The 22,979-nt window shown below is 73.2% G+C and carries 20 protein-coding genes; 4 read left to right on the forward strand and 16 right to left on the reverse strand.

The features are described 5' to 3' along the window. Positions 1 to 222 precede the first annotated feature (222 nt). Positions 223 to 1,863 carry an AMP-binding protein gene (locus tag AB0G79_RS30035; RefSeq protein ID WP_360811957.1) on the forward strand — a complete coding sequence of 547 codons (1,641 nt, stop codon included), beginning with the start codon at positions 223 to 225 and terminating at the stop codon, positions 1,861 to 1,863. A 177-nt stretch (positions 1,864 to 2,040) separates the two neighbouring features. Continuing rightward, entirely contained in the window at positions 2,041 to 2,874 is an 834-nt protein-coding gene (locus tag AB0G79_RS30040) for a PaaX family transcriptional regulator C-terminal domain-containing protein (RefSeq protein ID WP_360811959.1), read from the forward strand. Positions 2,875 to 2,914: 40 nt separating this feature from the next. Here AB0G79_RS30040 and AB0G79_RS30045 read toward each other — a convergent pair whose 3' ends face one another. Continuing rightward, positions 2,915 to 5,191 (reverse strand): bifunctional salicylyl-CoA 5-hydroxylase/oxidoreductase, encoded by a 2,277-nt coding sequence (locus AB0G79_RS30045; RefSeq protein ID WP_360811961.1) that lies wholly within the window; start codon positions 5,189 to 5,191, stop codon positions 2,915 to 2,917. A 2-nt stretch (positions 5,192 to 5,193) separates the two neighbouring features. Next, a complete protein-coding gene (locus AB0G79_RS30050) occupies positions 5,194 to 6,021 on the reverse strand; it encodes an enoyl-CoA hydratase family protein (protein WP_360811963.1) in 828 nt (275 codons plus the stop codon). Between the two features lie 297 nt (positions 6,022 to 6,318). Between AB0G79_RS30050 and AB0G79_RS30055 the strand changes: the two genes are divergently transcribed. Then, positions 6,319 to 6,807, forward strand: coding sequence for an ATP-binding protein (locus AB0G79_RS30055; RefSeq protein WP_360811994.1), 489 nt, complete (start codon positions 6,319 to 6,321; stop codon positions 6,805 to 6,807). On the opposite strand, the gene AB0G79_RS30060 is transcribed toward AB0G79_RS30055, so the two are convergent. The 7 genes from AB0G79_RS30060 to AB0G79_RS30090 all read right to left on the reverse strand — a co-directional run bounded on the left by AB0G79_RS30060 (position 6,761) and on the right by AB0G79_RS30090 (position 17,029). Then, on the reverse strand, positions 6,761 to 8,191 hold the full coding sequence (locus AB0G79_RS30060) for an amino acid permease (RefSeq protein WP_360811965.1): 1,431 nt from the start codon (positions 8,189 to 8,191) through the stop codon (positions 6,761 to 6,763). The genes AB0G79_RS30055 and AB0G79_RS30060 overlap by 47 nt on opposite strands. Before the next feature lie 156 nt (positions 8,192 to 8,347). Next, positions 8,348 to 9,352, reverse strand: coding sequence for an ornithine carbamoyltransferase (gene argF / locus AB0G79_RS30065; RefSeq protein WP_360811967.1), 1,005 nt, complete (start codon positions 9,350 to 9,352; stop codon positions 8,348 to 8,350). Positions 9,353 to 9,446: 94 nt separating this feature from the next. Continuing rightward, positions 9,447 to 10,679 (reverse strand): arginine deiminase, encoded by a 1,233-nt coding sequence (locus AB0G79_RS30070; RefSeq protein WP_360811969.1) that lies wholly within the window; start codon positions 10,677 to 10,679, stop codon positions 9,447 to 9,449. A gap of 310 nt (positions 10,680 to 10,989) precedes the next feature. Then, a complete protein-coding gene (locus AB0G79_RS30075; RefSeq protein ID WP_360811971.1) occupies positions 10,990 to 13,527 on the reverse strand; it encodes a polynucleotide kinase-phosphatase in 2,538 nt (845 codons plus the stop codon). Beyond that, complete coding sequence (locus AB0G79_RS30080; RefSeq protein ID WP_360811973.1) at positions 13,524 to 15,092, reverse strand: 3' terminal RNA ribose 2'-O-methyltransferase Hen1; 1,569 nt, start codon at positions 15,090 to 15,092, stop codon at positions 13,524 to 13,526. The genes AB0G79_RS30075 and AB0G79_RS30080 overlap by 4 nt, the downstream gene beginning before the upstream one ends. A 30-nt stretch (positions 15,093 to 15,122) precedes the next feature. Beyond that, a complete protein-coding gene (gene mmuM / locus AB0G79_RS30085) occupies positions 15,123 to 16,094 on the reverse strand; it encodes a homocysteine S-methyltransferase (RefSeq protein ID WP_360811975.1) in 972 nt (323 codons plus the stop codon). An 11-nt stretch (positions 16,095 to 16,105) separates the two neighbouring features. After that, on the reverse strand, positions 16,106 to 17,029 hold the full coding sequence (locus AB0G79_RS30090; protein ID WP_360811977.1) for an LLM class F420-dependent oxidoreductase: 924 nt from the start codon (positions 17,027 to 17,029) through the stop codon (positions 16,106 to 16,108). A gap of 302 nt (positions 17,030 to 17,331) precedes the next feature. Between AB0G79_RS30090 and AB0G79_RS30095 the strand changes: the two genes are divergently transcribed. Beyond that, the gene (locus AB0G79_RS30095; protein WP_360812000.1) at positions 17,332 to 17,691 is read left to right on the forward strand and encodes a hypothetical protein; all 360 of its coding nucleotides are present in this window, start codon (positions 17,332 to 17,334) and stop codon (positions 17,689 to 17,691) included. A 47-nt stretch (positions 17,692 to 17,738) separates the two neighbouring features. Here the strand turns inward: AB0G79_RS30095 and AB0G79_RS30100 are convergent, their stop codons facing one another. The 7 genes from AB0G79_RS30100 to AB0G79_RS30130 all read right to left on the reverse strand — a co-directional run. After that, positions 17,739 to 18,230: a DUF6099 family protein gene (locus AB0G79_RS30100; protein WP_360811979.1), complete on the reverse strand. Its 492-nt coding sequence runs from the start codon at positions 18,228 to 18,230 to the stop codon at positions 17,739 to 17,741. 151 nt (positions 18,231 to 18,381) lie between these two features. Next, a complete protein-coding gene (locus AB0G79_RS30105) occupies positions 18,382 to 18,747 on the reverse strand; it encodes a nucleotide pyrophosphohydrolase (protein WP_360811981.1) in 366 nt (121 codons plus the stop codon). Beyond that, on the reverse strand, positions 18,744 to 20,045 hold the full coding sequence (locus AB0G79_RS30110) for an ATP-binding protein (protein ID WP_360811983.1): 1,302 nt from the start codon (positions 20,043 to 20,045) through the stop codon (positions 18,744 to 18,746). Before AB0G79_RS30110 ends, AB0G79_RS30105 begins: the two co-directional genes overlap by 4 nt. A gap of 55 nt (positions 20,046 to 20,100) precedes the next feature. Continuing rightward, a complete protein-coding gene (locus AB0G79_RS30115; protein ID WP_360811985.1) occupies positions 20,101 to 20,586 on the reverse strand; it encodes a cell division protein SepF in 486 nt (161 codons plus the stop codon). Positions 20,587 to 20,685: 99 nt separating this feature from the next. Continuing rightward, on the reverse strand, positions 20,686 to 21,774 hold the full coding sequence (locus AB0G79_RS30120) for a PLP-dependent aminotransferase family protein (RefSeq protein ID WP_360811996.1): 1,089 nt from the start codon (positions 21,772 to 21,774) through the stop codon (positions 20,686 to 20,688). 279 nt (positions 21,775 to 22,053) lie between these two features. After that, positions 22,054 to 22,791 carry a GntR family transcriptional regulator gene (locus AB0G79_RS30125; RefSeq protein WP_360811987.1) on the reverse strand — a complete coding sequence of 246 codons (738 nt, stop codon included), beginning with the start codon at positions 22,789 to 22,791 and terminating at the stop codon, positions 22,054 to 22,056. Between the two features lie 74 nt (positions 22,792 to 22,865). Beyond that, positions 22,866 to 22,979: proline racemase family protein (locus AB0G79_RS30130; protein ID WP_360811998.1), on the reverse strand; the 114-nt coding region annotated here is incomplete at its 5' end.

Raw genomic sequence — 22,979 nt, forward strand, 5'->3', positions numbered from 1 at the left:
TCGCGGCGCCGTCCGACGCCCTGGTCGTCCCCGCGCCCGTCGGCGCGCTCGTCCCGGTGGTTCTCGTGTCGGGAGCCGTTACCGGTACGGAGCCGGCCCCCGCCCCCGTATCCGTACCCGTACCCGTACCCACGACCCTTGTCGCGAACCGTTGACTGTCGTCACCAACACGATACGCTCGTGGAGCGTTGGGCGACCCCACCACGACAAGGGGACGGACTCATGGAGCTGACACCCTCGGCCCACCTCGACACCTTCGCCCGCGACCAGCTCCCCCCACCGGAGCGCTGGCCGCACCTCCTCTTCGAGCTTCCGGAGCTGGCCGCGTACCCCGACCGGCTCAACTGCGGCGCCGAGCTCCTCGACCGTACGGTGGAACGTTTCGGCGCCGACCGGCCCGCCTTCCTCGACGGTGAGGGCGGGGTCTGGTCGTACGGCGATCTCCTCGACCGGGTCGACCGCGTCGCCCACGTCCTCACCACCGACCTCGGCGTCCGGCCGGGCAACCGCGTCCTCCTGCGCGGCCCCACCACCCCCTGGCTCGCCGCCTGCTGGCTCGCCGTGATGAAGGCCGGGGCCGTCGCCGTCACCGTCCTGGCCCAGCAGCGCGCCCCGGAGCTCGCCGTCATGGCGGAAGCGGCCCGGTGCAGCCACGCCCTCTGCGACGCCCGCGTCCTCGACGACCTCCACGCCGCCGCGGTCCCCGGTCTCCGGATCACCCCGTTCGGCGGCGACGGCCCGGACGACCTCCTCGCCCTCGCCGCCCGCCACCCGAAGCCGTACGAGGCCGTCGCCACGGCCGCCGACGACGTCGCCCTGATCGCCTTCACCTCCGGCACCACCGGACGGCCCAAGGGGTGCGTCCACTTCCACCGGGACGTCCTCGCCGTCGCCGACACCTTCTCCGCGCACGTCCTGCGGCCGGTCCCCGACGACGTCTTCGCCGGTTCGCCGCCGCTCGCCTTCACCTTCGGCCTCGGCGGGCTCGTCGTCTTCCCGCTGCGCGCCGGGGCGAGCGCCGTCCTCCTCGAACAGGCCGGGCCCAAGCAGCTCCTCGCCGCGATCGGGCGCCACCGCGTCTCGGTCCTCTTCACCGCCCCGACCGCCTACCGCGTCATGCTCGACGAGCTCGGGCTCGGCGACGCCGCCGACGGCGCGGCCCCCGACATCTCCTCGCTCCGGCGCTGCGTCTCCGCCGGCGAGAACCTGCCGGAGGCGACCTGGTCCGCCTGGTACGCGCGGACCGGCGTGCGGCTGATCAACGGGATCGGCGCGACCGAACTCCTCCACATCTTCATCTCCGCGGCCGACGGCGACATCCGCCCCGGCACCACCGGCCGGCCCGTCCCCGGCTGGCAGGCCAGGGTCGTCGACCACGCGGGCCACGAGGTCCCGGACGGCGAGGAGGGGCTGCTCGCCGTACGCGGCCCGGTCGGCTGCCGCTACCTCGCCGACCCCCGCCAGGCGGAGTACGTCCGCGAAGGCTGGAACCTCACGGGCGACACCTACGTCCGCCGCCCCGACGGCTGGTTCCGCTACGTGTCCCGGGCCGACGACATGATCATCTCGGCCGGGTACAACATCGCCGGGCCGCAGGTCGAGGAGGCGCTCCTCGACCACCCGGACGTCGTCGAGGCGGCGGTCGTGGGCCAACCGGACGACCTGCGCGGGCAGGTGGTGGTCGCGTACGCGGTCGTACGGGACGGGGTGGCACGCGACTCGGTCACCGCCGCCGCGCTGCGGGCCTTCGTGCGGGGGCGCCTGGCGCCGTACAAGTCCCCGCGCCGGATCGTCTTCCTGGACGCGCTGCCGCGCACGCCCACGGGGAAGCTCCAGCGCTTCCGCCTCCGCGACCCGGCGTGACGGCCCGACACCCCCGACACCCCCGACACCCCCGACACCCCGACGCCCCGACGCCCCGACGCCCCGACAGCAGGTCGTCCCCACAGCAGGTCGTCCCCACAAAGGGTCGTCTCCACAGCGGGTCGCCCCGACGGCCTGGCATCGGGTCCCCTCCCCCGCACCCCCTAAAGTGATCACGTGGCCGAGCAGCACACCCCCCGTTCCCTGATCGTCTCCCTCTACGGCGCCTACGGCCGTGGGCCCGACGGCTCCCCCATGCCGGTGGCCGCGCTCATCCGGCTGCTCGGGGTGCTCGGCGTGGACGCGCCCTCCGTGCGCTCGTCGGTGTCGCGGCTCAAGCGGCGCGGGCTGCTGCTGCCGCGCCGGACGGCCGAGGGGGCGGCGGGGTACGCCCTCTCGGAGGACGCGCGGCGGCTCCTCGACGACGGCGACCGCCGGATCTACGCCCGTACGGAGCCGAAGCTCTCCGAGGGCTGGGTCCTCGCCGTCTTCTCGGTCCCCGAGGCCGAGCGCCACAAGCGCCACCTGCTGCGCTCCCGGCTCGCCCGCCTCGGCTTCGGGACTGCGGCGCCGGGCGTCTGGATCGCGCCCGCGCGGCTGTACGAGGAGACGCGGCACGCCCTGGAGCGACTGGAACTCTCGCCGTACGTCGACCTCTTCCGCGGCGAGCACCTGGGGTACGCGGCCACGGCCGAGGCGGCGGCCCGCTGGTGGGACCTGCCCGCGATCGCGGGGCTCCACGAGGAGTTCCTCGCGGCCCACGAACCGGTCCTGCGGTCCTGGCGGTCGGCCCCGGGCGGCGCGGAGGACGCCTACCGGGCGTACCTGCTCGTCCTCGACTCCTGGCGCCGCCTGCCGTACGCGGACCCGGTCCTCCCGGCCGAACTGCTGCCCGGCGACTGGCCGGGCCGCCGGTCGGCGGAGGTCTTCGCGGCCCTGCACGAGCTGCTGTGGGAACGGGGCGCGGAGTTCGTCCGGCCGTACGTCTCCGGACCCGACGACGCCCGTTAGGGCGTGTGCCGAAAGTGGCGCCTGCCCGGCGGCGCCCGGCCTAGGCGGTTCGGCCCGTCGGGGGCGGGCGGCGGCCCGCGCGGTACGGGGCCGGCCAGGGGGCGGCGTCGCCCTCGTAGCCCTGCTCGGCCGCCGCGTGGAGGGTCCAGTGGGGGTCGTAGAGGTGCGGCCGGGCGAGGGCGCACAGGTCGGCGCGGCCCGCGAGGAGCAGGGAGTTGACGTCGTCCCACGAGGAGATCGCGCCCACGGCGATGACGGGGACGCCGACGGCGTTCCGGATCCGGTCGGCGTACGGCGTCTGGTACGAACGGCCGTACTCGGGGCGCTCGTCGGGGACGACCTGGCCGGTCGAGACGTCGAGGGCGTCGGCGCCGTGCGCGGCGAAGGCGCGGGCGACCGCGAGGGCGTCCTCGGTGCTCGTCCCGCCCTCGGCCCAGTCGGTGGCCGAGATCCGGACCGTCATGGGGCGGTCGTCGGGCCACACCTCCCGTAGGGCGTCGAAGACTTCGAGGGGGAAGCGCAGCCGCCCCTCGACGTCTCCGCCGTAGGCGTCCGTACGGTGGTTGGTGAGCGGGGAGAGGAAGCCGGAGAGCAGGTAGCCGTGTCCGGCGTGGAGTTCGAGGAGGTCGAAGTCGCAGCGCAGCGCGCGCCGGGCGGCGGAGACGAACTCCTCGCGGACTGCGGTGAGTCCGGCGCGGTCGAGGGCGTGCGGGGTCTGGTTGGCACCGGGGCGGTACGGGAGCGGGGAGGCGGCGACGAGCGGCCAGTTCCCTTCGGGCAGGGGCTGGTCGATCCCCTCCCACATGCGGCGGGTGGAGCCCTTGCGGCCGGAGTGCCCGAGCTGGACGCCGATCGCGGTGCCGGGCGCCCGGGTGTGGACGAAGGCGGCGATACGCGCCCAGACGTCGGCCTGCTCGTCGGTCCAGAGCCCGGCGCAGGCGGGGGTGATGCGGCCCTCGGGGCTCACGCACACCATCTCGGTCATGACCAGGCCCGCGCCGCCCAGGGCCCTGGCGCCGAGGTGGACGAGGTGGAAGTCGCCGGGGACGCCGTCCTCGGAGACGTACATGTCCATGGGTGAGACGACGATCCGGTTGCGCAGGGTCAGTCCGCGCAGGCGGAAGGGGGTGAACATGGGCGGGGTGCCGGGCGGGCAGCCGAAGTCGTCCTCGACGGTGGCGGTGAAGGCGGGGTCGCGCAGGCGCAGGTTGGCGTGCGTGACGCGGCGGCTGCGGGTGAGGAGGTCGAAGGCGAAGCGGCGGGGCGGCCGGTCGACGTGGTCGGCGATCTCCTCGAACCAGCGGAGGCTGGCGGCGGCGGCCCGCTGGGTGGACTCGACCACGGGACGGCGGGCGGCCTCGTAGGCCGCCAGCGCCTCGGCGAGGGTGCCGTGTTCGGCGGCTCCGAGGGCCGTGGCGAGGGCGAGGGCGTCCTCGACGGCCAGCTTGGTTCCGGAGCCGATGGAGAAGTGGGCGGTGTGGGCGGCGTCGCCGATGAGGACGGTGTTCCCGTACGACCAGCGCTCGTTGACGACGGTGCGGAACGCGGTCCAGGAGGAGTTGTTGGAGCGGAGCTCCCGGCCGCCGAGCGCCTCGGCGAAGATCTTCGCGCAGCGGGCGGCGGACTCGGCCTCGTCGAGTTCGTCGAAGCCGGCCGCGCGCCACACCTCCTCGCGCATCTCGACGATGGCGGTGGAGCTGTCGGCCGAGAAGGGGTAGGCGTGGAGCTGCATCACGCCGTGTTCCGTCTCGGCGATCTCGAAGCGGAAGGCCTCGAAGGCGAGGTCGGCGGCGAGCCAGATGTAACGGCAGCGGTGGGTCGTGATCCGGGGGCGGAAGTGGTCGGCACGGTCCTCGCGGGTGCGGCTGTGGACGCCGTCGGCGGCGACGACCAGGTCGTGGGTCGCGGCCAGCTCGGCGGCGGGCGGGGCCTCCGTCCGGAAGCGGAGCCGTACGCCGAGGTCGGCGCAGCGGGCGTGCAGGAGCTCCAGGAGACGGCGGCGGCCGAGGGCGGCGAAGCCGTGGCCGGTGGAGGTGGTGCGGTGGCGCCGGTGGACGACGTCGATGTCGTCCCAGCGGACGAGCTCGGCGCGCAGCGCCTCGTACACGACGGGGTCGGCGTCGCGGATGCCGCCGAGGGTCTCGTCGGAGAGGACGACGCCGAAGCCGAAGGTGTCGGTGGGGGCGTTCCGCTCCCAGACGGTGACCTCGCGGGCGGGGTCGAGCCGCTTGAGGAGGGCGGCGGCGTAGAGCCCGCCGGGGCCGCCGCCGATGACGGCGATCCGGCGCGGTCCACCGCCCACGGCGGCGCCGGTCATGACTAGCGCCCCTGCCATTTCGGCGGGCGCTTCTCGGTGAAGGCGGCATGGAACTCGGCGTAGTCCTCGCCGTGCATGAGGAGTGCCTGGGTGGCGGCGTCCATCTCGATCGAGGCGGCGAGCGGCATGTCGAGCTCGGCCGTGAGCAGCGCCTTCGTCTGGGCGAGGGCGAGCGCGGGGCCGTCGGCGAGGCGGCGGGCGAGGGCGGCGGCGCGGGTGTCGGCGGCGCCCTCCTCGGTGAGCTCGCTGAGCAGGCCGATGCGCTCGGCCTCGGCGGCGTGGACGGGTTCGCCGAGCATGAGGAGACGGGTGGCGTGGCCGAGGCCGACGACCCGGGGCAGGAGGTAGGCCGCGCCCATGTCGCCGCCGGAGAGGCCCACCCGGGTGAAGAGGAAGGAGAAGCGGGTGGTGGGGTCGGCGACGCGGAAGTCGGCGGCGAGGGCGAGGACGGCCCCGGCACCGGCGGCGACGCCGTGGAGCGCGGCGACCACCGGGAAGGGGCATTCGCGCAGGGCCCTGACGACCTGGCCGGTCATCCGGTTGAAGTCGAGGACGCGGGCGGTGTCGAGGGAGAGGGTGGCGCCGATGATCTCGTCCACGTCGCCGCCGGAGCAGAAGCCGCGGCCTTCGCCGCCGAGGACGAGGGCGCGGACGGCGCGCTCCCGGGAGAGCTCGGCGAGCAGGTCACGGAGGTCGGCGTAGGCGCCGAAGGTGAGGGCGTTGAGCTTCGCGGGGCGGGCGAGGGTGACGGTGGCGACGCCCTCGTCGATGTCGAGGCGCAGGTGCCGCCAGCGCTCGGTGCGGGTCGCGGATCCGGTAAAGGGGCTCATGCGGAGAGGCCTCCTTCCTCCGCTCGGAGGGTATCACCGTACTGTGACTGTCGTCACGAGGACGCGATAAAGGCTTTGTCGGATCAGTCCCCAGAAGGTCCTTCCAAGATCGTGACCGAAGTCCCTGGCGGACGGGGAGGGGTGCCCTGGGAACCGGATTTTGCACCTCGTAAGGTTGAAACCAGGACGTCTCGGGATGCCCCCACCCCACTCGCCCCACCCGCCCCCACACGGTGAAGGGAGCCTGCCTTGCCCGAAACCACCGACAACCCCGACCCTGCCGACCCCGCTGACACCATTGACCCCACCAGCCCTGCCGGACCCGTCACCCCCACCGGCCCCACCACGTCCTGGCGCATCCGGCTGCCCCACACCACGGCCGCCGTGCCGATCGCCCGGGCCCTGATCCGTACCGCGCTCAACGACATCGAGTCCGGTGCCGGCTCCCTGCCCGACAGCGACACGGCCGAGCTGCTCACCGCCGAACTCGTCGCCAACGCCGTCGAGCACACCGCGGGCAAGGGCCCCATCGAGCTGGTCGTCGAGCTGCTCGCCGCACCCGGCGGCTGCCACGTCGAGGTGCACGACTCCGAGCCCGCCGGCCCCGGCGCGCTCGTCTGCCCCGACCCCGCCGAGGAGATCGACCCCTGGCAGGAGCACGGCCGTGGCCTCCTCCTCATCCGCGCGCTCAGCAGCGACTGCGGCCACCGCCCCACCGCCCACGGCAAGGCGGTCTGGTTCACGCTCCAGGGGATCCCGGCACAGCGGCGTCACCAGGAGCCGTGACGAGCCGGGAGTGGCGGCGCCCGTAGAACGCGTACACGAGGGCGCCGACCACGAGGAAGACGGCGAACTGCACCCAGGTCGACCAGCCCGTCCCCCAGATGAGGTACAGGCAGAAGCCGATGCCGAGGATCGGGCTCGCCGGGTAGAGCGGGACGCGGAAGGAGCGGCGCAGCCCCGGCTCGCGACGGCGCAGCACGAGGACCGCGAGGTTGACGACCGCCATGATGGCGAGGGTGCCGATGGTGGTCAGGTTGACGACCACGTCGAGCGAGGCGAAGGCCGCCGGGACGGCGAAGACCGCCGCGACGATCCAGGTGTTGGCCACCGGGGTCGCGGACTTCGGCGAGACCCTCTCGAAGACGCGCGGCACGAGCCCGTCGCGGGACATCGACAGCAGGATGCGGGTCTGCCCGTACATCACCGCGAGGACGACGGACGCGATGGCGACGACCGCGCCGAAGGCGATCACGCCGCCGCCGATCGAGGAGCCGGTGACCTGGTCGACGACGACCGAGAGCGCGGCGGGCTGGTCGGCGACCGCCTCGGCGCCGAGCGCGCCGATCGCCGCGAGCGCGACCGAGCAGTAGAGCAGCGTGACGAGGCCGATGCAGATGAGGATCGCGATCGGGATGTTCCGGCGCGGGTCCTTCACCTCTTCGCCGGCCGTGGTGATGGCGTCGAAGCCGATGTACGAGAAGAAGGCCACCGAGGCACCCGCGGTGATGCCGCCCATGCCGTGCGTGGCGAACGGCGAGAGGTTTCCGGCCTCGAAGGCGGAGAAGCCGATCGCGCAGAAGACGATCAGGATGCCGATCTTGAGCACGGCCATCGCGGCCGTCGCCCGCGCGCTCTCGCGCACGCCCCTGACGAGGAGGGTGGCGGCCATCAGGATGACGACCACGGCGGGGACGTTGATCACGCCGCCGTCGGCCGGGCCCGCGGAGAGCGAGGCGGGGAGCTGCCAGCCCGTGAGGCTGTCGAGGAGCTCGTTGAGGTACTGGCTCCAGCCGACCGCGACCGCCGAGACGGAGACGCCGTACTCCAGGAGAAGGCACCAGCCGACGAGGAACGCGGTCCGCTCGCCGAGGCTCGCGTAGGCGAAGGAGTACGAGGAGCCCGAGACCGGGATCGCACCGCCGAGCTCCGCGAAGGAGAAGGCGGTGAAGACGCAGGTGATCGCGGCGAGGACGAAGGAGATCACGACGGCCGGGCCGGCCTCCGAGACGCTGTCCGACAGGCCGACGAAGATGCCGGTGCCGACGATCGCGCCGATGCCGAAGCACACGAGCTGGAAGAGGCCCATGGTGCGCTTGAGCCCATGACCTTCCAGGTCGGCGCCCGACTCGGCGATGAGCTGCTGCGGGGACTTGATCCGCGAGGGCATGCGGGGGTTCTCATCTCTGGTGGTGCACGTGCTGCATGGGTGAGGGGGTCCGGGCATGTATGCCCGAACCCCCCAGAAGGATGCGATCGTAAGCCTCTTATCGCATGTTCACCCAATCGGGCGCAAAGCTATGCCGCTCGGCCCGCCGAGACGCGCTCAGGCACCCGCCAGCGTGGCGACGAGGACCGCCTTGATCGTGTGCATCCGGTTCTCGGCCTCGTCGAAGACGACCGAGTACGCCGACTCGAAGACCTCGTCGGAGACCTCCAGCTCGGTCAGGCCGTGCCGGGCGTGGAGGTCGCGGCCGACGGCCGTGCCCAGGTCGTGGAAGGCCGGCAGGCAGTGCAGGAACTTGACGTCCGGGTTCCCGGTGGCGCGGAGGACGTCCATGGTCACGGAGTACGGGGCGAGGGCGGCGATCCGCTCGTCCCAGATCTCCTTGGGCTCGCCCATGGAGACCCACACGTCGGTGGCGACGAAGTCGGCGCCACGGACGCCGTCCGCGACGGACTCGGTGAGGGTGATCGTCGCGCCGCTCGTCTCGGCGAGCTTGCGGGCCTCGGCGACGACGGCCTCGGCGGGCCAGTACGCCTCGGGGGCGACGATGCGGACGTCCATGCCGAGCAGGGCGCCGGTGATCAGGTACGAGTTGCCCATGTTGAAGCGGGCGTCACCCAGATAGGCGAAGACGACGCCGTCGAGCGGCTTGTCGCAGTGCTCGGTCATGGTGAGCACGTCCGCGAGCATCTGGGTGGGGTGCCAGTCGTCGGTGAGCCCGTTGAAGACGGGGACGCCGGAGAAGGCGGCGAGCTCCTCGACGGCGGCCTGGCTGTCGCCCCGGTACTCGATGCCGTCGAACATCCGGCCGAGGACGCGGGCGGTGTCCTTGATCGACTCCTTGTGGCCCATCTGGGAGGCGGAGGGGTCGAGATAGGTGGTGGAGGCGCCCTGATCGGCGGCGGCGACCTCGAAGGCACAGCGGGTGCGGGTCGAGGTCTTCTCGAAGATCAGCGCGATGTTCTTGCCGCGCAGCCGCTGGACCTCGACGCCCGCCTTCTTGGCGGCCTTGAGCTCGGCGGAGAGCTCGATCAGGCCGCGGAACTCCTCGGCGGTGAAGTCCAGCTCCTTGAGGAAGTGGCGGCCGATGAGGTCTGTGGCCATGGGGCGCTCTCCTGGGGTGCGAGTCGATGCGAACGAGATGCTGGAAGTCTATACGACCATCAGCATTTCTATACAGGCAGTGGCGGTCCGCCCGTCAGCTCGCGTCCCGCTCCACCGGGCAGCTCATGCACCGCGGCCCGCCGCGCCCCCGCCCGAGCTCGCTCCCCGGGATCTCGATCACCTCGATGCCCTGCTTCCGCAGATGCGTGTTGGTGGTGACGTTCCTCTCGTACGCCACGACCACCCCCGGCTCCACCGCGAGCACGTTGCACCCGTCGTCCCACTGCTCCCGCTCCGCCGCGTGCACGTCCTGCGTCGCCGTCAGGACCCGGATGTCCTGGAGCCCGAGCGCCGCCGCGATGGCACTGTGCATCTGCTCCGGCGGGTGGTCCGTCACCCGCAGCGACTGGCCCTCGTCGCCCGGCTCGATCGTGTAGGACCGGAGCATGCCGAGGCCGGCGTACTGGGTGAACGTGTCCTGGTCCACCATCGTCATCACCGTGTCCAGGTGCATGAACGCCCGTCGCTTCGGCATGTCGAGCGCCACGATCGTGCGCGCCGACCCGGCCGCGAAGAGCCCGCGGGCCAGCATCTCGACCGCCTGCGGGGTCGTCCGCTCGCTCATCCCGATGAGCACGGCGCCGTTGCCGATGACGAGGACGTCCCCGCCCTCGATCGTCGACGGGTAGTCGCGCTGCCCCTCCGACCAGCGGTGGAAGGAGCCCGCGTCCGGGCCGGTGAAGAGGGGGTGGTGCCCGTAGATCGCCTCGAAGTGCACGGTCTCGCGCTGCCGGGCGGGCCAGCGCATCGCGTTGATCGAGACGCCGTCGTAGATCCAGGCCGAGGTGTCCCGGGTGAAGAGGTGGTTCGGCAGCGGACCGAGGACGAAGTCGTCCAGGTCGAGCGCGTGGAAGCGGACGGAGGTCGGCTCCCGGTGCGCCGCGAGGAACTCCCTCTTCGTCATGCCGCCGACGAGCGCCTCGCCGAGCGAGGCCGCGTCCAGCGAGTCGAACGCGGCCCGCAGGTGGTCGGCGGCGAGCGGCCCGTACTCCTTCTCGTCGAAGACCCGGTCCAGGATCAGCACGCGGGCGGCCGGCACCTCCAGCGTCTCCCGCAACAGGTCTCCGAAGAGGTGCACCTCGACGCCCCGGTCGCGCAGGACGTCGGCGAAACCGTCGTGCTCCTGGCGCGCTCTGCGCACCCAGAGGACGTCGTCGAAGAGCAGGGCGTCCTTGTTGGACGGCGTGAGCCGCTTCAGCTCCAGATCGGGGCGGTGAAGGATGACGCGGCGCAACCGGCCGGTCTCGGAGGCGACGTGGAATCCCATGCCCCCATCCTGACGGAGCCAACCGCCCGGGGCCCGCCTTTCGGGCATCAGTACGGGAGGTGGCGGGCGGAGGTGGGCAGGCGCGCGGCCCACGGCACCCAACTCGTCCGGCGTTCGAGGACCGGGACCCGGGGCGCAGCCCCGGCCGCCCAGCCCGTCCGGCGTTTGAGGACCGGGGTCCGGGGCGGAGCCCCGGTTTCGGGAAGGGGCGGGGTGGGGGAGACTCAGCCCCCGGCCGGCCCGACCCCACCCGCGGCCCCGCCCCGCCCCACCCCGCCGCACGGCACCCCGCCCCGCCGCGGGAATCCGCTCACAACCTCGGGTCGACCGGCTCCGACTCCAGCGCGAGCACCGCGAACACCGCCTCGTGGACCCGCCACAGCGGCTCCCCGTCCGCGAGCCGGTCCAGCGCTTCGAGCCCGAGCGCGTACTCGCGCAGCGCGAGCGACCGCTTGTGGCCGAGGAAGCGCTGCCGCAGCCGCTCCAGGTTCTCCGGCCGCGTGTACTCGGGGCCGTAGATGATCCGGAGGTACTCGCGTCCGCGGACCTTCACGCCCGGCTGCGCGAGCCGGCCCTTGGTGTCGTGGACGATCGCGGCCAGCGGCTTGACCACCATGCCCTCGCCGCCCGCGCCGGTGAGTTCGAGCCACCAGTCGGTGCCCGCGCGGACCGATGCCTCGTCGCCGGTGTCGACGACGAGCCTGCGGGTGACCTGGAGCAGCCCGGTCGGGTCGTGCTCCACGAGCCGGTCGAGCCAGGCGAGCTGGCCGTCGTGCGGCACGCCCGCGAGCGAGCGGCCGCGCGCCGCGAGCAGCTGGAAGGGCGCGAAACGCACACCCTGCAGGCCGTCGGTCGGCCAGCAGTACCTGCGGTACGCCTCCGTGAACGCCGCCGCGTCCTCCTGCCGCTCGCGCTGCTTGGCGAGGAGCCCGTCGAGCCCCTCGACCCCGCGCGCCGCCGCCCGCTCCAGGGCGTCGACCGCGCCGGGCAGGGCGGCCCCCGAGGCGGCGCCGACCGCCGCGTACTGCGAGCGGAGCAGCCCGGTCGACTTGAGCGACCACGGCATCAGCTCGCCGTCGAGCAGCAGCCAGTCCGTGTCGAGCTCGTCCCACAGCCCGGCGGCGCCGATCGCGGTCCGCAGCCGGCCGATGACCTCCTCGGTGACGGCGGGGTCGTCGAAGAACGGCCGCCCGGTACGGGTGTGCAGGGCGCCGGTCGGCACCGCCCCGCCGCTCAGGCCGAAGCGCTCGCGGGCGGTCTCCTCGTCGCGACAGACGAGGGCGACTGCCCGGGAGCCCATGTGCTTCTCCTCGCACACGACCCGCGCGACACCGTCCGCCCGGTACTGGGCGAAGGCCTCGGCCGGGTGCTCCAGGTACCCGTCCTGCTTCGAGGTCGCGGTCGGGGCCATGGTCGGCGGCAGGTAGGCGAGCAGCCGCGGGTCGATCGCGAAGCGGCTCATCACCTCCAGGGCCGCCGCCGCGTTCTCCTCCCGCACGGCCACGTTGCCGAGCCGCCGGGTCTCCACGATCCGCCGGCCGTGCACGTCCGCCAGGTCGAGGGGACGCCCCTCGTGCCCGCCGGGCGCGGCGGCGGCGAGCGGCTTGACCGGCTCGTACCAGACCTTTTCGGCGGGTACGTCGACGAGTTCGCGTTCCGGCCAGCGCAGCGCGGTCATCCGACCGCCGAAGACGGCGCCGGTGTCGAGGCACAGGGTGTTGTTCACCCATGAGGTCGTCGGCACGGGTGTGTGGCCGTACACCACAGCGGCCCGGCCGCGGTACTCCTCCGCCCACGGGTAGCGCACCGGGAGCCCGAACTCGTCGGTCTCGCCCGTGGTGTCCCCGTACAGGGCGTGCGAGCGCACCCGGCCGGAGGTGCGACCGTGGTACTTCTCCGGCAGTCCCGCGTGGCAGACGACGAGGTCGCCGCCGTCGAGGACGTAGTGGCTGACGAGTCCGTCGATGAACTCCCGCACCCGGTCCCGGAACTCCTGCGTCTCGCCCTCCAGTTGGGCGATGGTCTCGGCGAGTCCGTGGGTCTCCTGGACCTTCTTCCCCTTCAGCCAACGGCCGAGCTTGTTCTCGTGGTTGCCGGGGACGCACAGGGCGTCGCCCGAGGCGACCATCGCCATGACGCGCCGCAGGACGCCCGGTGAGTCGGGCCCGCGGTCCACGAGGTCACCGACGAACACGGCGGTCCGCCCCTCGGGGTGGTGTCCGTCCACATATCCGAGCCGTGCCAGCAGGGTGTCGAGCTCGGAACGGCAGCCGTGGATGTCACCGATGATGTCGAAGGGCCCGCTGAGGTGACGCAGGTCGTTGAAGCGGCGCTCCAGGACGACCTCGGCCTCGTCGACCTCCTCCACCGACCGCAGGACGTGCACCTTGCGGAAGCCCTCGCGCTCCAGGCCCCTCAGCGAACGGCGCAGCTCGCGGCGGTGGCGCTGGATGACGTGCGCGGGCATGTCGGCCCGGTCGGGACGGTCGGCGTTGCGCGTGCGGCAGACCTCCTCGGGCAGGTCGAGGACGATCGCGATCGGCAGCACGTCGTGCTCGCGGGCGAGCCGGACGAGCTGGCGCCGGGCCTCCTGCTGCACGTTGGTGGCGTCGACGACGGTGAGCCGCCCGGCCGCCAGGCGCTTCCCGGCGATGTAGTGGAGGACGTCGAAGGCGTCCCTGCTCGCCGACTGGTCGTTCTCGTCGTCGGCGACGAGTCCCCGGCAGAAGTCGGAGGAGACGATCTCGGTCGGCTTGAAGTGGCGCCGGGCGAAGGTGGACTTGCCGGAGCCGGTGGCACCGACGAGCACCACGAGGGACAGGTCGGTGACGGGCAGGGTGCGGGTCATGCGGCAACCTCCTTCGAGGCTTCGGCGGCGGGGATCTCGGTGGCGGGATCGGTCGCGGTCTCGGTCGCCGTCTCGGCCGCGGTCTCGATGGCGGGCTCGATGGCGGGATCGGTGGCGGGATCGGTGTCCGTCCGGGTGAACACGGCCATCTGGGTGGGCGGCCCGACGTCGGGGTCGTCGGGTCCGACGGCGACGAAGGCGACGCCGTACCCGTACTGCCCGGCGACCGACTCCGCCCACGCCCGGAACTCCTCCCGGGTCCACTCGAAGCGGTGGTCGCCGTGCCGGACGTGCCCGGCGGGCAGCGTGTCCCAGCGGACGTTGTACTCGACGTTCGGCGTGGTCACGAGGACCGTGCGGGGCCGGGCGGCGCCGAACACCGCGTACTCCAGGGCCGGAAGCCTCGGCAGGTCCAGGTGCTCGATCACCTCGCTGAGCACGGCCGCGTCGTATCCGGCGAGCCGCTTGTCGGTGTACGCGAGCGAGCCCTGCGTCAGCGAGACCCGGGAGGCCTGCCGCTCCCCCATCCGGTCGAGTCGGAGGCGGCGCGCGGCGACGTGCAGCGCCCGAACCGACACGTCGACGCCGACGATCTCGGTGAACCGGACGTCCTTGAGCAGCGCCTGCACCAACTGGCCCTGCCCGCAGCCGAGATCGAGCACACGGGTGGCGCCGGCGGCGTGCAGCGCGGCGAGGATCGCCGCGCGGCGCTGCTCGGCGAGCGGCACGGGACGCTCCTCGGTGTCCGTGGTCTCGTCGACGGCGTTGTCGACGTCCTCGACGTCGAGCCCCTCCGTCTCCGCGAGCCGGACGAGTTCGAGCCGGTCCGTCGCCTCGCGGGTCAGACCCCGGCGCCGGGAGAGGTAGCGGGCGGTGATCAGCTGCCGCTCGGGGTGCCCGGCGAGCCAGCCGTCACCGGCGCGCAGCAGCTTGTCGACCTCGTCGGGCGCGACCCAGTAGTGCTTGGCGTCGTCGAGGACGGGCAGCAGCACGTACAGCTGGTTGAGCGCGTCCGCGAGCCGCAGCTCGCCCTCCAGGACCAGGCGCACGTAACGGGATTCGCCCCACTCGGGGAACCCCGCGTCGAGCGCGACCGGCGTCGCCTCCACGGTCTCCCAGCCCAGCGGCCCGAAGAGCGCGCGCACCAGGGCCGCACCGCCCCTGGCGGGAACCGCGGGCACCTCGATCCGCAGCGGCAGCGGCGCGGCGGCCCGCTCGGGCATGGCCTGGCACACGCCGTGCAGCGCGGTCTTGAAGACCTTCGCGAGCGCGACCGCGAGCAGCGAGGACGCGGCGTAGGGCCGGTCGTTCACGTACTGCGCGAGCGCGGCGTCCGGGGCGCCGCCCCGGCCCTTGCCCTTGCCGCGGCGCACCAGCGCCACGGGGTCCACCTCCAGGAGGAGCGCGGCGGTGCACCGCTCGGCGCTCGCCTCGGGGTAGAGGACGTGCGCGGTGCCGTGCGAGGTCGAGAACGACTGCGCCCGCTCGGGATGCTTGTGCAGCAGGAATCCGAGATCGGTCGCGGGTCGCTCCGGGTTGCCGTAGGTGCTGATAGTCAGGAACACACGGCCGAGTATGAACACCCCGGCACCCGGTCAACCAGGCATTTTCCGAGCGCCGCCCGGGTGGTCCCAGCCCGCCGGCCCCCCGCCGAGCGCGGCTACCGTCCGCGGGCCGACCCGACAGCAACCCCCGATCAGGCGGGCCCCGGCGCCCGCCCAGTCGGCGGCCAGCGCCGCCGCCGAAGCCCCCTTCCCCTCGTCCTCCGCCGGGCCGAACGTGGCGGTGCCGTACCAGCCGCGCGCCTCCGCGTCCCACAGCTCTCCGCTGTTCGGGTAGACCACGACGGGCTTGCCCGTCACGGCGGCGGCAAGCTCGACGGCCGCGCCGACCTCCTCCGGATCGCAGCAGTTCACGCCGACCGCCACGACCTGGTCGTTCCCCGAGGCGAGGGCGAAGGCCTCCGCCAGCTCCTGGCCCGCCCTCGTCCGGCCGCCCGCGACCGTGTACGAGAGCCACACGGGCACCCCGCACCCCGCGACCGCCCGGAGCAGCGCCTCGGCCTCGTCGGCGTCCGGCACCGTCTCCAGGGCGAGGACGTCGGGCCCCGCGGCGGCGAGCGCCTCTACGCGCGGCCGGTGGAAGCGCTCCAACTCCCTTACGGAGAGCCCGTACCGCCCGCGGTACTCGCTGCCGTCCGCGAGCATCGCCCCGTACGGCCCGACCGACGCGGCGACCCAGACCTCCTCCGTCACCTGTCCGGACGCCAGCCGGGCGAGCTCCACACTCCGGGCGAGGAGCCGCTCCGTCTCCGCCCGGTCCGCTCCCCGCCGGGCGAAACCCTCGAAGGTCGCCTGGTAGCTCGCGGTGGTCACCACCCGCGCGCCGGCCCGCACGTACGCCGCGTGGGCGGCCTCGATCTGCTCGGGGCCGTCCGCGAGGAGCCGTGCGGACCAGAGCTCGTCCGAGAGGTCGCATCCCTGCGCCTCCAGCTGGTTGGACAGCCCTCCGTCGAGGACGACCGGACCTTCTCCGAGGGCCTCGGCGAGCGCGCGGACCGGCTTCATCGTCGCCCCCCTCAGCCCAGCTGCGACTGGACCTGGGCGGAGACCAGCTCCAGGTGATCCAGATCGTGCAGGTCGAGAACCTGGAGGTACACCCGGGACGACCCCAGGGCCGCGTACCGCCCGAGCTTGTCGACGACCTCGGCCGGCGAACCCGCGAGACCGTTCGCCTTGAGCTCGTCCACCTCCCGTCCGATCGCGGCGGCCCGCCGCGCGACCTCGGCGTCGTCCTTGCCGACGCACACGACCAGCGCGTTCGAGTACACGAGGTCGTCGGCCGCCCGGCCCGCCGCCTCCGCCGCCGCCCGCACCCGGCCGAACTGCAGCTCGGTCTCCTCCAGCGAGCCGAACGGCATGTTGAACTCGTCCGCGTACCGCGCGGCCAGCCGGGGCGTGCGGCTCGCGCCGTGCCCGCCGATCAGGACAGGGATCCTGTCCTGGACCGGCTTCGGCAGCGCGGGTGAGTCCGTGAGCCGGTAGTGCTCGCCCTCGTACGAGAACGTCTTGCCGCGCTCGGTCTCCCACAGTCCGGTGACGATCGCCAGCTGCTCTTCGAGCCGGCCGAACTTCTCCTTCGGGAACGGGATGCCGTACGCCTTGTGCTCCTCCTCGAACCAGCCCGCGCCGAGGCCGAGTTCGATCCGGCCGCCCGACATCTGGTCGACCTGGGCGACCTGGATGGCCAGGACGCCGGGTAGCCGGAAGGTGCCCGCGGTCATCAGCGTGCCGAGACGGATCCGGCGGGTCTCCCTGGCGAGACCGGCCAGGGTGATCCACGCGTCCGTCGGCCCCGGAAGCCCGTCGGACGAACCCATGCTGAGGTAGTGGTCCGAGCGGAAGAACGCGTCGAAACCGAGGTCCTCGGTCGCCCGGGCGACCCTGAGGAGGGTGTCGTAGTCGGCGCCCTGCTGGGGCTCCGTGAAAATGCGAAGATCCATACCTCCATCCTGCACCGTCGGGTGCGTGTCCACCGTGCCGCCCGTCGCGGCGCCGCCCGCGCCGACGCCTGCACCGGCCGTGTCAACCTCGTCGTCAGCCCACAGGCCGCTCCGGCCCGGTCGGGTGAAATATCCGACCCCCTGGCGGGACGCGTCCGCCCTGGCCAGTGACCGTGGACGGGACCCGTCGTTGGCTCGGGCGGAGCCGGACCGCCCGGCCCACGTGCCGGCGGCCGCTGCCGGTGCGTCGCTCTCGCCCGCGCCCCGTCCACGGTGGCGGCGTCCGGGCCGAGGAGGCCGCCATGTCCCAGGAAGCCGCGCCGGAGCGGGCCGTGTCCGAGCCGTCTGGGCCCCAGCCCGGCACCCCCGCCCCCAAGGGCCTGCTCCAGCAGATGGAGGAGCTGATGGCGGCGCTCTCCGCCGACCTCTCCCAGCTGGACGCCGACATCCAGTCCTCGGCCGACCGCACGGACCAGGAGCAGCCGCAGCACGGCGAGGACGGCACGTACGAGACGTCCGCGTACAAGACGTCCGCGTACAAGACGTCCTCGAACGAGACGTCCGCGTACAAGACGTCCACGCCTGAGACGTCCACGCGCGAGACGTACACGCACGACGCCGGGACCCGGCGCCCGCACGACGGCGCTCCGTCCTCCTTCTAGCTCTCCCGCCGTCACCAGACGGCCCCCGGCCGAGCGCCGTCCGCCGTTCACGTCGGACCCTGGCCGGGGCCCGCCCGCCCCCGGGCCGGGTCGGGCGGGCGGGCCCGCTCACGGTCCCGGTCCCGGACCGCCAGTCGCCGCAGCATCCCGCCCACCCGGTCGTTCGACTCGTCGACCGCGTCGATGGCCTCGATGCACTGCCAGTACAGCCCCTCCTCGTCGGTGGCGCAGGCCACCCCGACGAGCGCGATCCCGACCTCCCCGAGGAGCGCGCCCAGCGCCGTCAGCGCCGCGAACGGATCACCGACCTCCGTCAGCTGGGCCGCGCGCGGCCCTGCCGCCCCCCACGCCGGATACTCCCCGATCTCGCTCAGTCCCCGCGCCTCGCCACGCACCTCCAGCGGTCCGCAGAGCGCCAGATGGCTCCCCATCGCCTGGGCGAGGGCCTGGGCCTGCCAGGCCTCCGCCACGATGTCCTGTGCCGTCCCGCTCCCCGCCAGCGCCTGCCGCCCGGCCGCGATCAGCCTTTCCGCCTCCATCAACGCCGCCCCCGTTCACACGACTTGCCGCCCACTCATTCCACTACCCAGAGTGAGGCCGCCTGAGCCCCGCCACCAGAGGAATTCGGAAATCTGTGGACAGTAGGCTCGATGGGGAAAAGCCGATCACTCCGAAGAGTGACCAGCTCCTTCACGATCGGCGTCGAACCGGGAAACGCACCTCGTTCCTGTCGATCTTCGCCGCGAGCGCGGCCAGCGGATCGACCCCGAGCACCTCGCAGAACTGGAGCAGATAGGCGAGCACGTCGGCCACCTCGTCCTCGACCCGGTGCGCCGTGCCGGGGTCCTCCATCACCCGTCCCGCCTCCTCGGGCGTCAACCACTGGAAGATCTCCAGGAGTTCGGCGGCCTCCACGCTGAGGGCCGCCGCCAGGTTCTTGGGCGTGTGGTAAGGCTGCCAGTCGCGCGCCGCGGCGAAGGCGGCCAGCCTGCGCCGGAGCGCCGCCAGGTCGCCGCGGTCGGACGTACTGCCACTGTCTGTCTCTTTCCCTGTCACCCTCCCAGGTCTACCACCGTCACCCCGGGCGTCCGCCGCGCCTCCTCCGTCGACCGCTCCCCCACCGTCCCCGCCAGCCGGACGTGCCCGTCGGCCGCGATCTCCGCCGCGAGACGCAGCAGTTCGCGGACCTGACGCCCGTCGAGTCCCCGGTCCAGACCGTCGGTGAGCAGGGTCAGGCTCTGCATGGCCTCGGGCACCTCGGCGATCCGGTCCATCGCGAGCACACCGGGGCCGGTGAGCAGGGTGAGCGCGAGCGCGAGGTAGCGCAGTTCGCCGTCCCCGAGGCGGCCGAGCGGAGTCGGCGGCCGCTCGCCCCTTTCGAGGACGGCGCGCACGGTGCCGTCCGGCAGTTCGCCGGCCCCGATCCCCGTGACGGGCCCGACGCAGCCGGCCCGGGCCACGGTCGCGAGGCGGAGGTGGCGGCGCGGGCAGTCCGACTGGGTGCGGTGCAGGACCTCGGCGAGGTTGGCACAGCCGCGCCGGAGGCGCCCCTCGCCCGGGAGTACCGGGGCGCGCATGGTCTCGGGCGCGGGGTCGCAGGGGAAGACGGACCGCAGAGCGATGACGACCTGTTCGGCGGCGGCCAGGACCTCCAGTTGTCCGGGCGTCTTTCCCGCCACGCGCAGCGGGAGCAGGGCCGTACCGAGCAGGTCGTCGGGCAGGGGTGCCCGTGTGACGGGTGTGGCGCCCGCGGTGTGCCACTCGGCCTGGACGGTGGCGCGTCCGGGGTCGCGCAGAGCGGTGGCGAGCAGGACGCGGCCCCGGCCGGTGAGTCGCTCGCCGACGATACGGAGCCGGGGCTCGGCCTGGACGGCGAGGTCGAGGTGGACCGGGCCGGCCGGGCCGTCGACCGTGCATCCGATCCGGAATCCGCGCCGCCCCTGGGCGTCGGGCCGGGCGCGTTCGGGGACGAGGTCGACGGCGTCGGGGAAGGCCTCGTGGAGCGAGTCGCCCGCGCCGAGCCCGGCGAGCGCCTCGTACGCCCGCAGGGCGGTCGACTTGCCGCTGCCGCTGGGGCCGGCGAAGAGGGTGACCGGTCCGATGGGGTGGACGGCGCCGCGGTGGCCGGCGAACGCGGAGAGGCGGAGTTCGGTCACGACGGGCCGGGCGATCCCCCGCGCGGGCTGCGACGGAACGGCTCCCCCGGAGGGCGTACGGCCGTGAGGGACAAGGGAGGTCGATGGGGTCGATGCGGTCGATGCGGTCGATGGAACAGGAGGGGCGGGTGGGACGGATGAGGTCGAGAGGTGGGCCTGGGGCGTGCGGGCGAGCGTGCTGCCGCCGTTGAGATCCATGCCCGGACCGTACGCAGCCCATTCCCTGACGAACCGTTACCTCAGGAAGACCTTCCTACGATCGAGGGACTCCGGTCCGACGATCACGTTCGGCGTCACTCCCGTACCTGCCCTCGTACCGCTCCTCGTACTCCTCCTCGTACGCCTCCTCCTCCCCGTCGTCGCCCATCACGCCCTCGACCTCCGTGCCGGCCGGGGCGAGGAGGAAGACGTTCCGGTCGACGCGGTGCATGCCGCTGCCGAGACCGAAGACGACGCCGCTGCTGAAGTCGAGGATGCGCTTGGCGACGTCGGTGTCGGCGCTCGTCAGGTCCAGGAGGACCGGGATCTGGGCGATGAGGTATTCGGCGACCTCGCGGGCGTCGGCGAACACCTGGACCCGCAGCACGACCATGCGGCGCTGCTCTTCGGACTCGTACTGCTCGGGGATCGTGCGGTGGTCGACCCTGGACGGCCACTCGTCACGGCCGCGCAGGGGGACGACCTGGGCGAGGCCCTCCCACTGCTCGTCGGTGACGTCGTACCTCTCGTACCTACTCATGCACCCATCCTCCCGCCCCTCACCCGTTCGGCCCAACAACGACACGAGCGGATGAGAGGCGCGACGGCCTCCCGGCGGGGCCGGGGGCCTCGCGCGGGCTCAGGCGAAGGCCTTCGCCAACCTGCGGAGCCCCTCCCGGATCTCGTCCGGCGAGTGCGTGGTGAACGCGAGCCGGATCGCCGCCGGGTCCGGCTCGCCGCTGGAGAACGGCGCCCCGGGCACGTACGCCACCCCGTGACCGACCGCCGCCTTCAGGAGCGTCGTCGCGTCGTGGCCCGCGGGCAGGGTCGCCCAGACGAACATGCCCCCTTCCGGCCGGTTCCAGCCACTGCCCTCGGGCAGTGCGCCGGACAGGCCCGCGAGCATCGCGTCCCTGCGTTCGCGGTACGCGGCCCTGATCCTGGCGACGTGGACGTCGAGGTCGTTGTCGCGCAGGTAGCGGGCGGCCGCGAGCTGGTCGACGGTCGATGTGTGCAGGTCGGACGCCTGCTTGGCGATCACGCAGGCACGGCGCAGGCCGACGGGGGCCCGGAGCCAGCCGAGACGGAGGCCGGGCGCGAGGATCTTGGAGAAGGAGCCCAGGAGGACGGTGCGGTCGGCCCCCGCGGGCTCGGCGGCGATCCAGGGGACGCGCTCACCCTCGTAACGGAGTTCGCCGTACGGGTCGTCCTCGACGATCCAGAAGCCGTGCCGCGCGGCGGCCTCGGCGACGGCGGCGCGGCGGTCGGCGGGGAGGGTGCGGCCGGTGGGGTTCTGGAAGGTCGGGACGACATAGAGGAGGGTGGCCTTCTCGCGCGCGGCGATCTCCTCCAGCGCGGCCGGGAGGATGCCCTGGTCGTCGGTGGGTACGGGGACGACGCGGGCGCCCGCGAAGGCGAAGGCCTGCAGGGCGGCGAGGTAGCAGGGGTCCTCGACGAGGACGACGTCTCCCGGGGAGACGAGCGCGGCGGTGAGCAGCGTGAGGGCCTGCTGTGAGCCGGTGGTGACGAGCAAGTCGGCAGGGTCCGTGGGCAGTTCACGGAGAGCCAGGCGCTCGGCGATCGCGGTGCGCAACTCGGGGTCGCCCTCGGTGGTCGAGTACTGGAGCGCCTTGCGTCCGCTGTCGGCGAGGACGCCGTCGTACGCGGCCCGGATCCCGTCGACGTCGAAGAGCTCGGGGGCGGGCAGGCCGCCGGCGAAGGAGATCATGTCGGGGCGGGCGGTGAGGGCGAGGATCTCGCGTACCGGCGACGCCTCGACCCGGGCCAGGCGGGCGGCGACCGGAGGCACGGGCGCGCGTCCGGAGGCGTGCGTCGACGCCGGGGCGTCGTCAAGTCCTGTGCCATTTGCGGGAGTCGAGGCGTCCTCGGCGAGATACATGGCGATAGCATATAAATGCGCCCGACCCTGTCAAGGGTCGGGCGCATTCCGCGCCGTCACCGCCGGCCGGAACGACCGGGGTGTCGCGAATCAGCCAATTCCTTCTCGCTAGAGCGCGGTTGACACCGCCGGGCTCCCGGAAGTCCCGGAAGTCCCGGAAGCGCCGATGGCGACCGGCTCGTCACGGGAGTCGGCCCAGAGGGACCGGACGTGCCCGAGGTGGCGGCGCATGCACTCCTCGGCGCCGTCGGCGTTCCCGGCGAGCATCAGGTCGAGGAGTTCGAGGTGTTCCTCGGCGGAGGAGACCAGCTTGCCGGCCTCGTCGAGGCCCGTCAGGCCGTACAGGCGGGAGCGCTTGCGGAGTTCACCGACGGTCTCGACCAGGCGTTCGTTGCCGGAGAGGGCGAGCAGGGCGAGGTGGAAGCGGCGGTCGGCCTCCAGGTAGCCGATGAGGTCGTGCTCCCGCGCGCGGGAGACGATCTCCTCGGCCACCGGCCGGAGTTCCTCCAGCTGCTCGCGCGCGGCCAGGCGCGTCACGCGGGCGATGGTGGGGACCTCGATGAGGGTGCGCAGTTCGGTGAACTGGTCGAGGTCGCGCTCGCTGACCTCGGTGATGCGGAAGCCCTTGTTGCGGACGGGCTCGACCAGGCCCTCGCGGGCCAGGTCGAGCATCGCCTCACGGACGGGGGTCGCGGAGACGCCGAGGTCGGCGGCGAGACCCGGCGCCGAGTAGACCTGACCGGGGCGCAGCTCGCCCGCTATCAAGGCGGCTCGAAGGGCATGCCCGACCTGGTCGCGGAGCCGCTCCTGGGCTCTCACGAGGCCGTACTGTTTCAGGTCACCCATCGCGCGTCCTCCGAGATGTCACGGAGGAGCATCGTACAATGTCACGTTTCCCCGGCCCCCCGGTCTGCGCGAGGTCAGAGCAGGAAACCCGCCGGGAAGGGGTCGTCCGGGTCGAGGAAGTACTGGGCGGTGCCGGTGATCCAGGCGCGGCCGGTGACGGTGGGGATGACGGCGGGCAGGCCGCCGAT

This window comes from Streptomyces sp. NPDC020807 (assembly GCF_040641575.1).
In the GTDB taxonomy this organism is placed as follows: Bacteria; Actinomycetota; Actinomycetes; order Streptomycetales; family Streptomycetaceae; genus Streptomyces.

What these genes read in the sequence shown, in the direction of transcription:
- AB0G79_RS30035 (WP_360811957.1), top strand. Translation starts at nt 223, where the DNA reads ATGGAGCTGACACCCTCGGCCCACCTCGACACCTTCGCCCGCGACCAG.
- AB0G79_RS30045 (WP_360811961.1), bottom strand. Translation starts at nt 5,191, where the DNA reads ATGACCGGCGCCGCCGTGGGCGGTGGACCGCGCCGGATCGCCGTCATC.
- AB0G79_RS30050 (WP_360811963.1), bottom strand. Translation starts at nt 6,021, where the DNA reads ATGAGCCCCTTTACCGGATCCGCGACCCGCACCGAGCGCTGGCGGCAC.
- AB0G79_RS30060 (WP_360811965.1), bottom strand. Translation starts at nt 8,191, where the DNA reads ATGCCCTCGCGGATCAAGTCCCCGCAGCAGCTCATCGCCGAGTCGGGC.
- argF (WP_360811967.1), bottom strand. Translation starts at nt 9,352, where the DNA reads ATGGCCACAGACCTCATCGGCCGCCACTTCCTCAAGGAGCTGGACTTC.
- AB0G79_RS30070 (WP_360811969.1), bottom strand. Translation starts at nt 10,679, where the DNA reads ATGGGATTCCACGTCGCCTCCGAGACCGGCCGGTTGCGCCGCGTCATC.
- AB0G79_RS30075 (WP_360811971.1), bottom strand. Translation starts at nt 13,527, where the DNA reads ATGACCCGCACCCTGCCCGTCACCGACCTGTCCCTCGTGGTGCTCGTC.
- mmuM (WP_360811975.1), bottom strand. Translation starts at nt 16,094, where the DNA reads ATGAAGCCGGTCCGCGCGCTCGCCGAGGCCCTCGGAGAAGGTCCGGTC.
- AB0G79_RS30090 (WP_360811977.1), bottom strand. Translation starts at nt 17,029, where the DNA reads ATGGATCTTCGCATTTTCACGGAGCCCCAGCAGGGCGCCGACTACGAC.
- AB0G79_RS30095 (WP_360812000.1), top strand. Translation starts at nt 17,332, where the DNA reads ATGTCCCAGGAAGCCGCGCCGGAGCGGGCCGTGTCCGAGCCGTCTGGG.
- AB0G79_RS30100 (WP_360811979.1), bottom strand. Translation starts at nt 18,230, where the DNA reads ATGGAGGCGGAAAGGCTGATCGCGGCCGGGCGGCAGGCGCTGGCGGGG.
- AB0G79_RS30110 (WP_360811983.1), bottom strand. Translation starts at nt 20,045, where the DNA reads ATGGATCTCAACGGCGGCAGCACGCTCGCCCGCACGCCCCAGGCCCAC.
- AB0G79_RS30115 (WP_360811985.1), bottom strand. Translation starts at nt 20,586, where the DNA reads ATGAGTAGGTACGAGAGGTACGACGTCACCGACGAGCAGTGGGAGGGC.
- AB0G79_RS30120 (WP_360811996.1), bottom strand. Translation starts at nt 21,774, where the DNA reads ATGATCTCCTTCGCCGGCGGCCTGCCCGCCCCCGAGCTCTTCGACGTC.
- AB0G79_RS30125 (WP_360811987.1), bottom strand. Translation starts at nt 22,791, where the DNA reads ATGGGTGACCTGAAACAGTACGGCCTCGTGAGAGCCCAGGAGCGGCTC.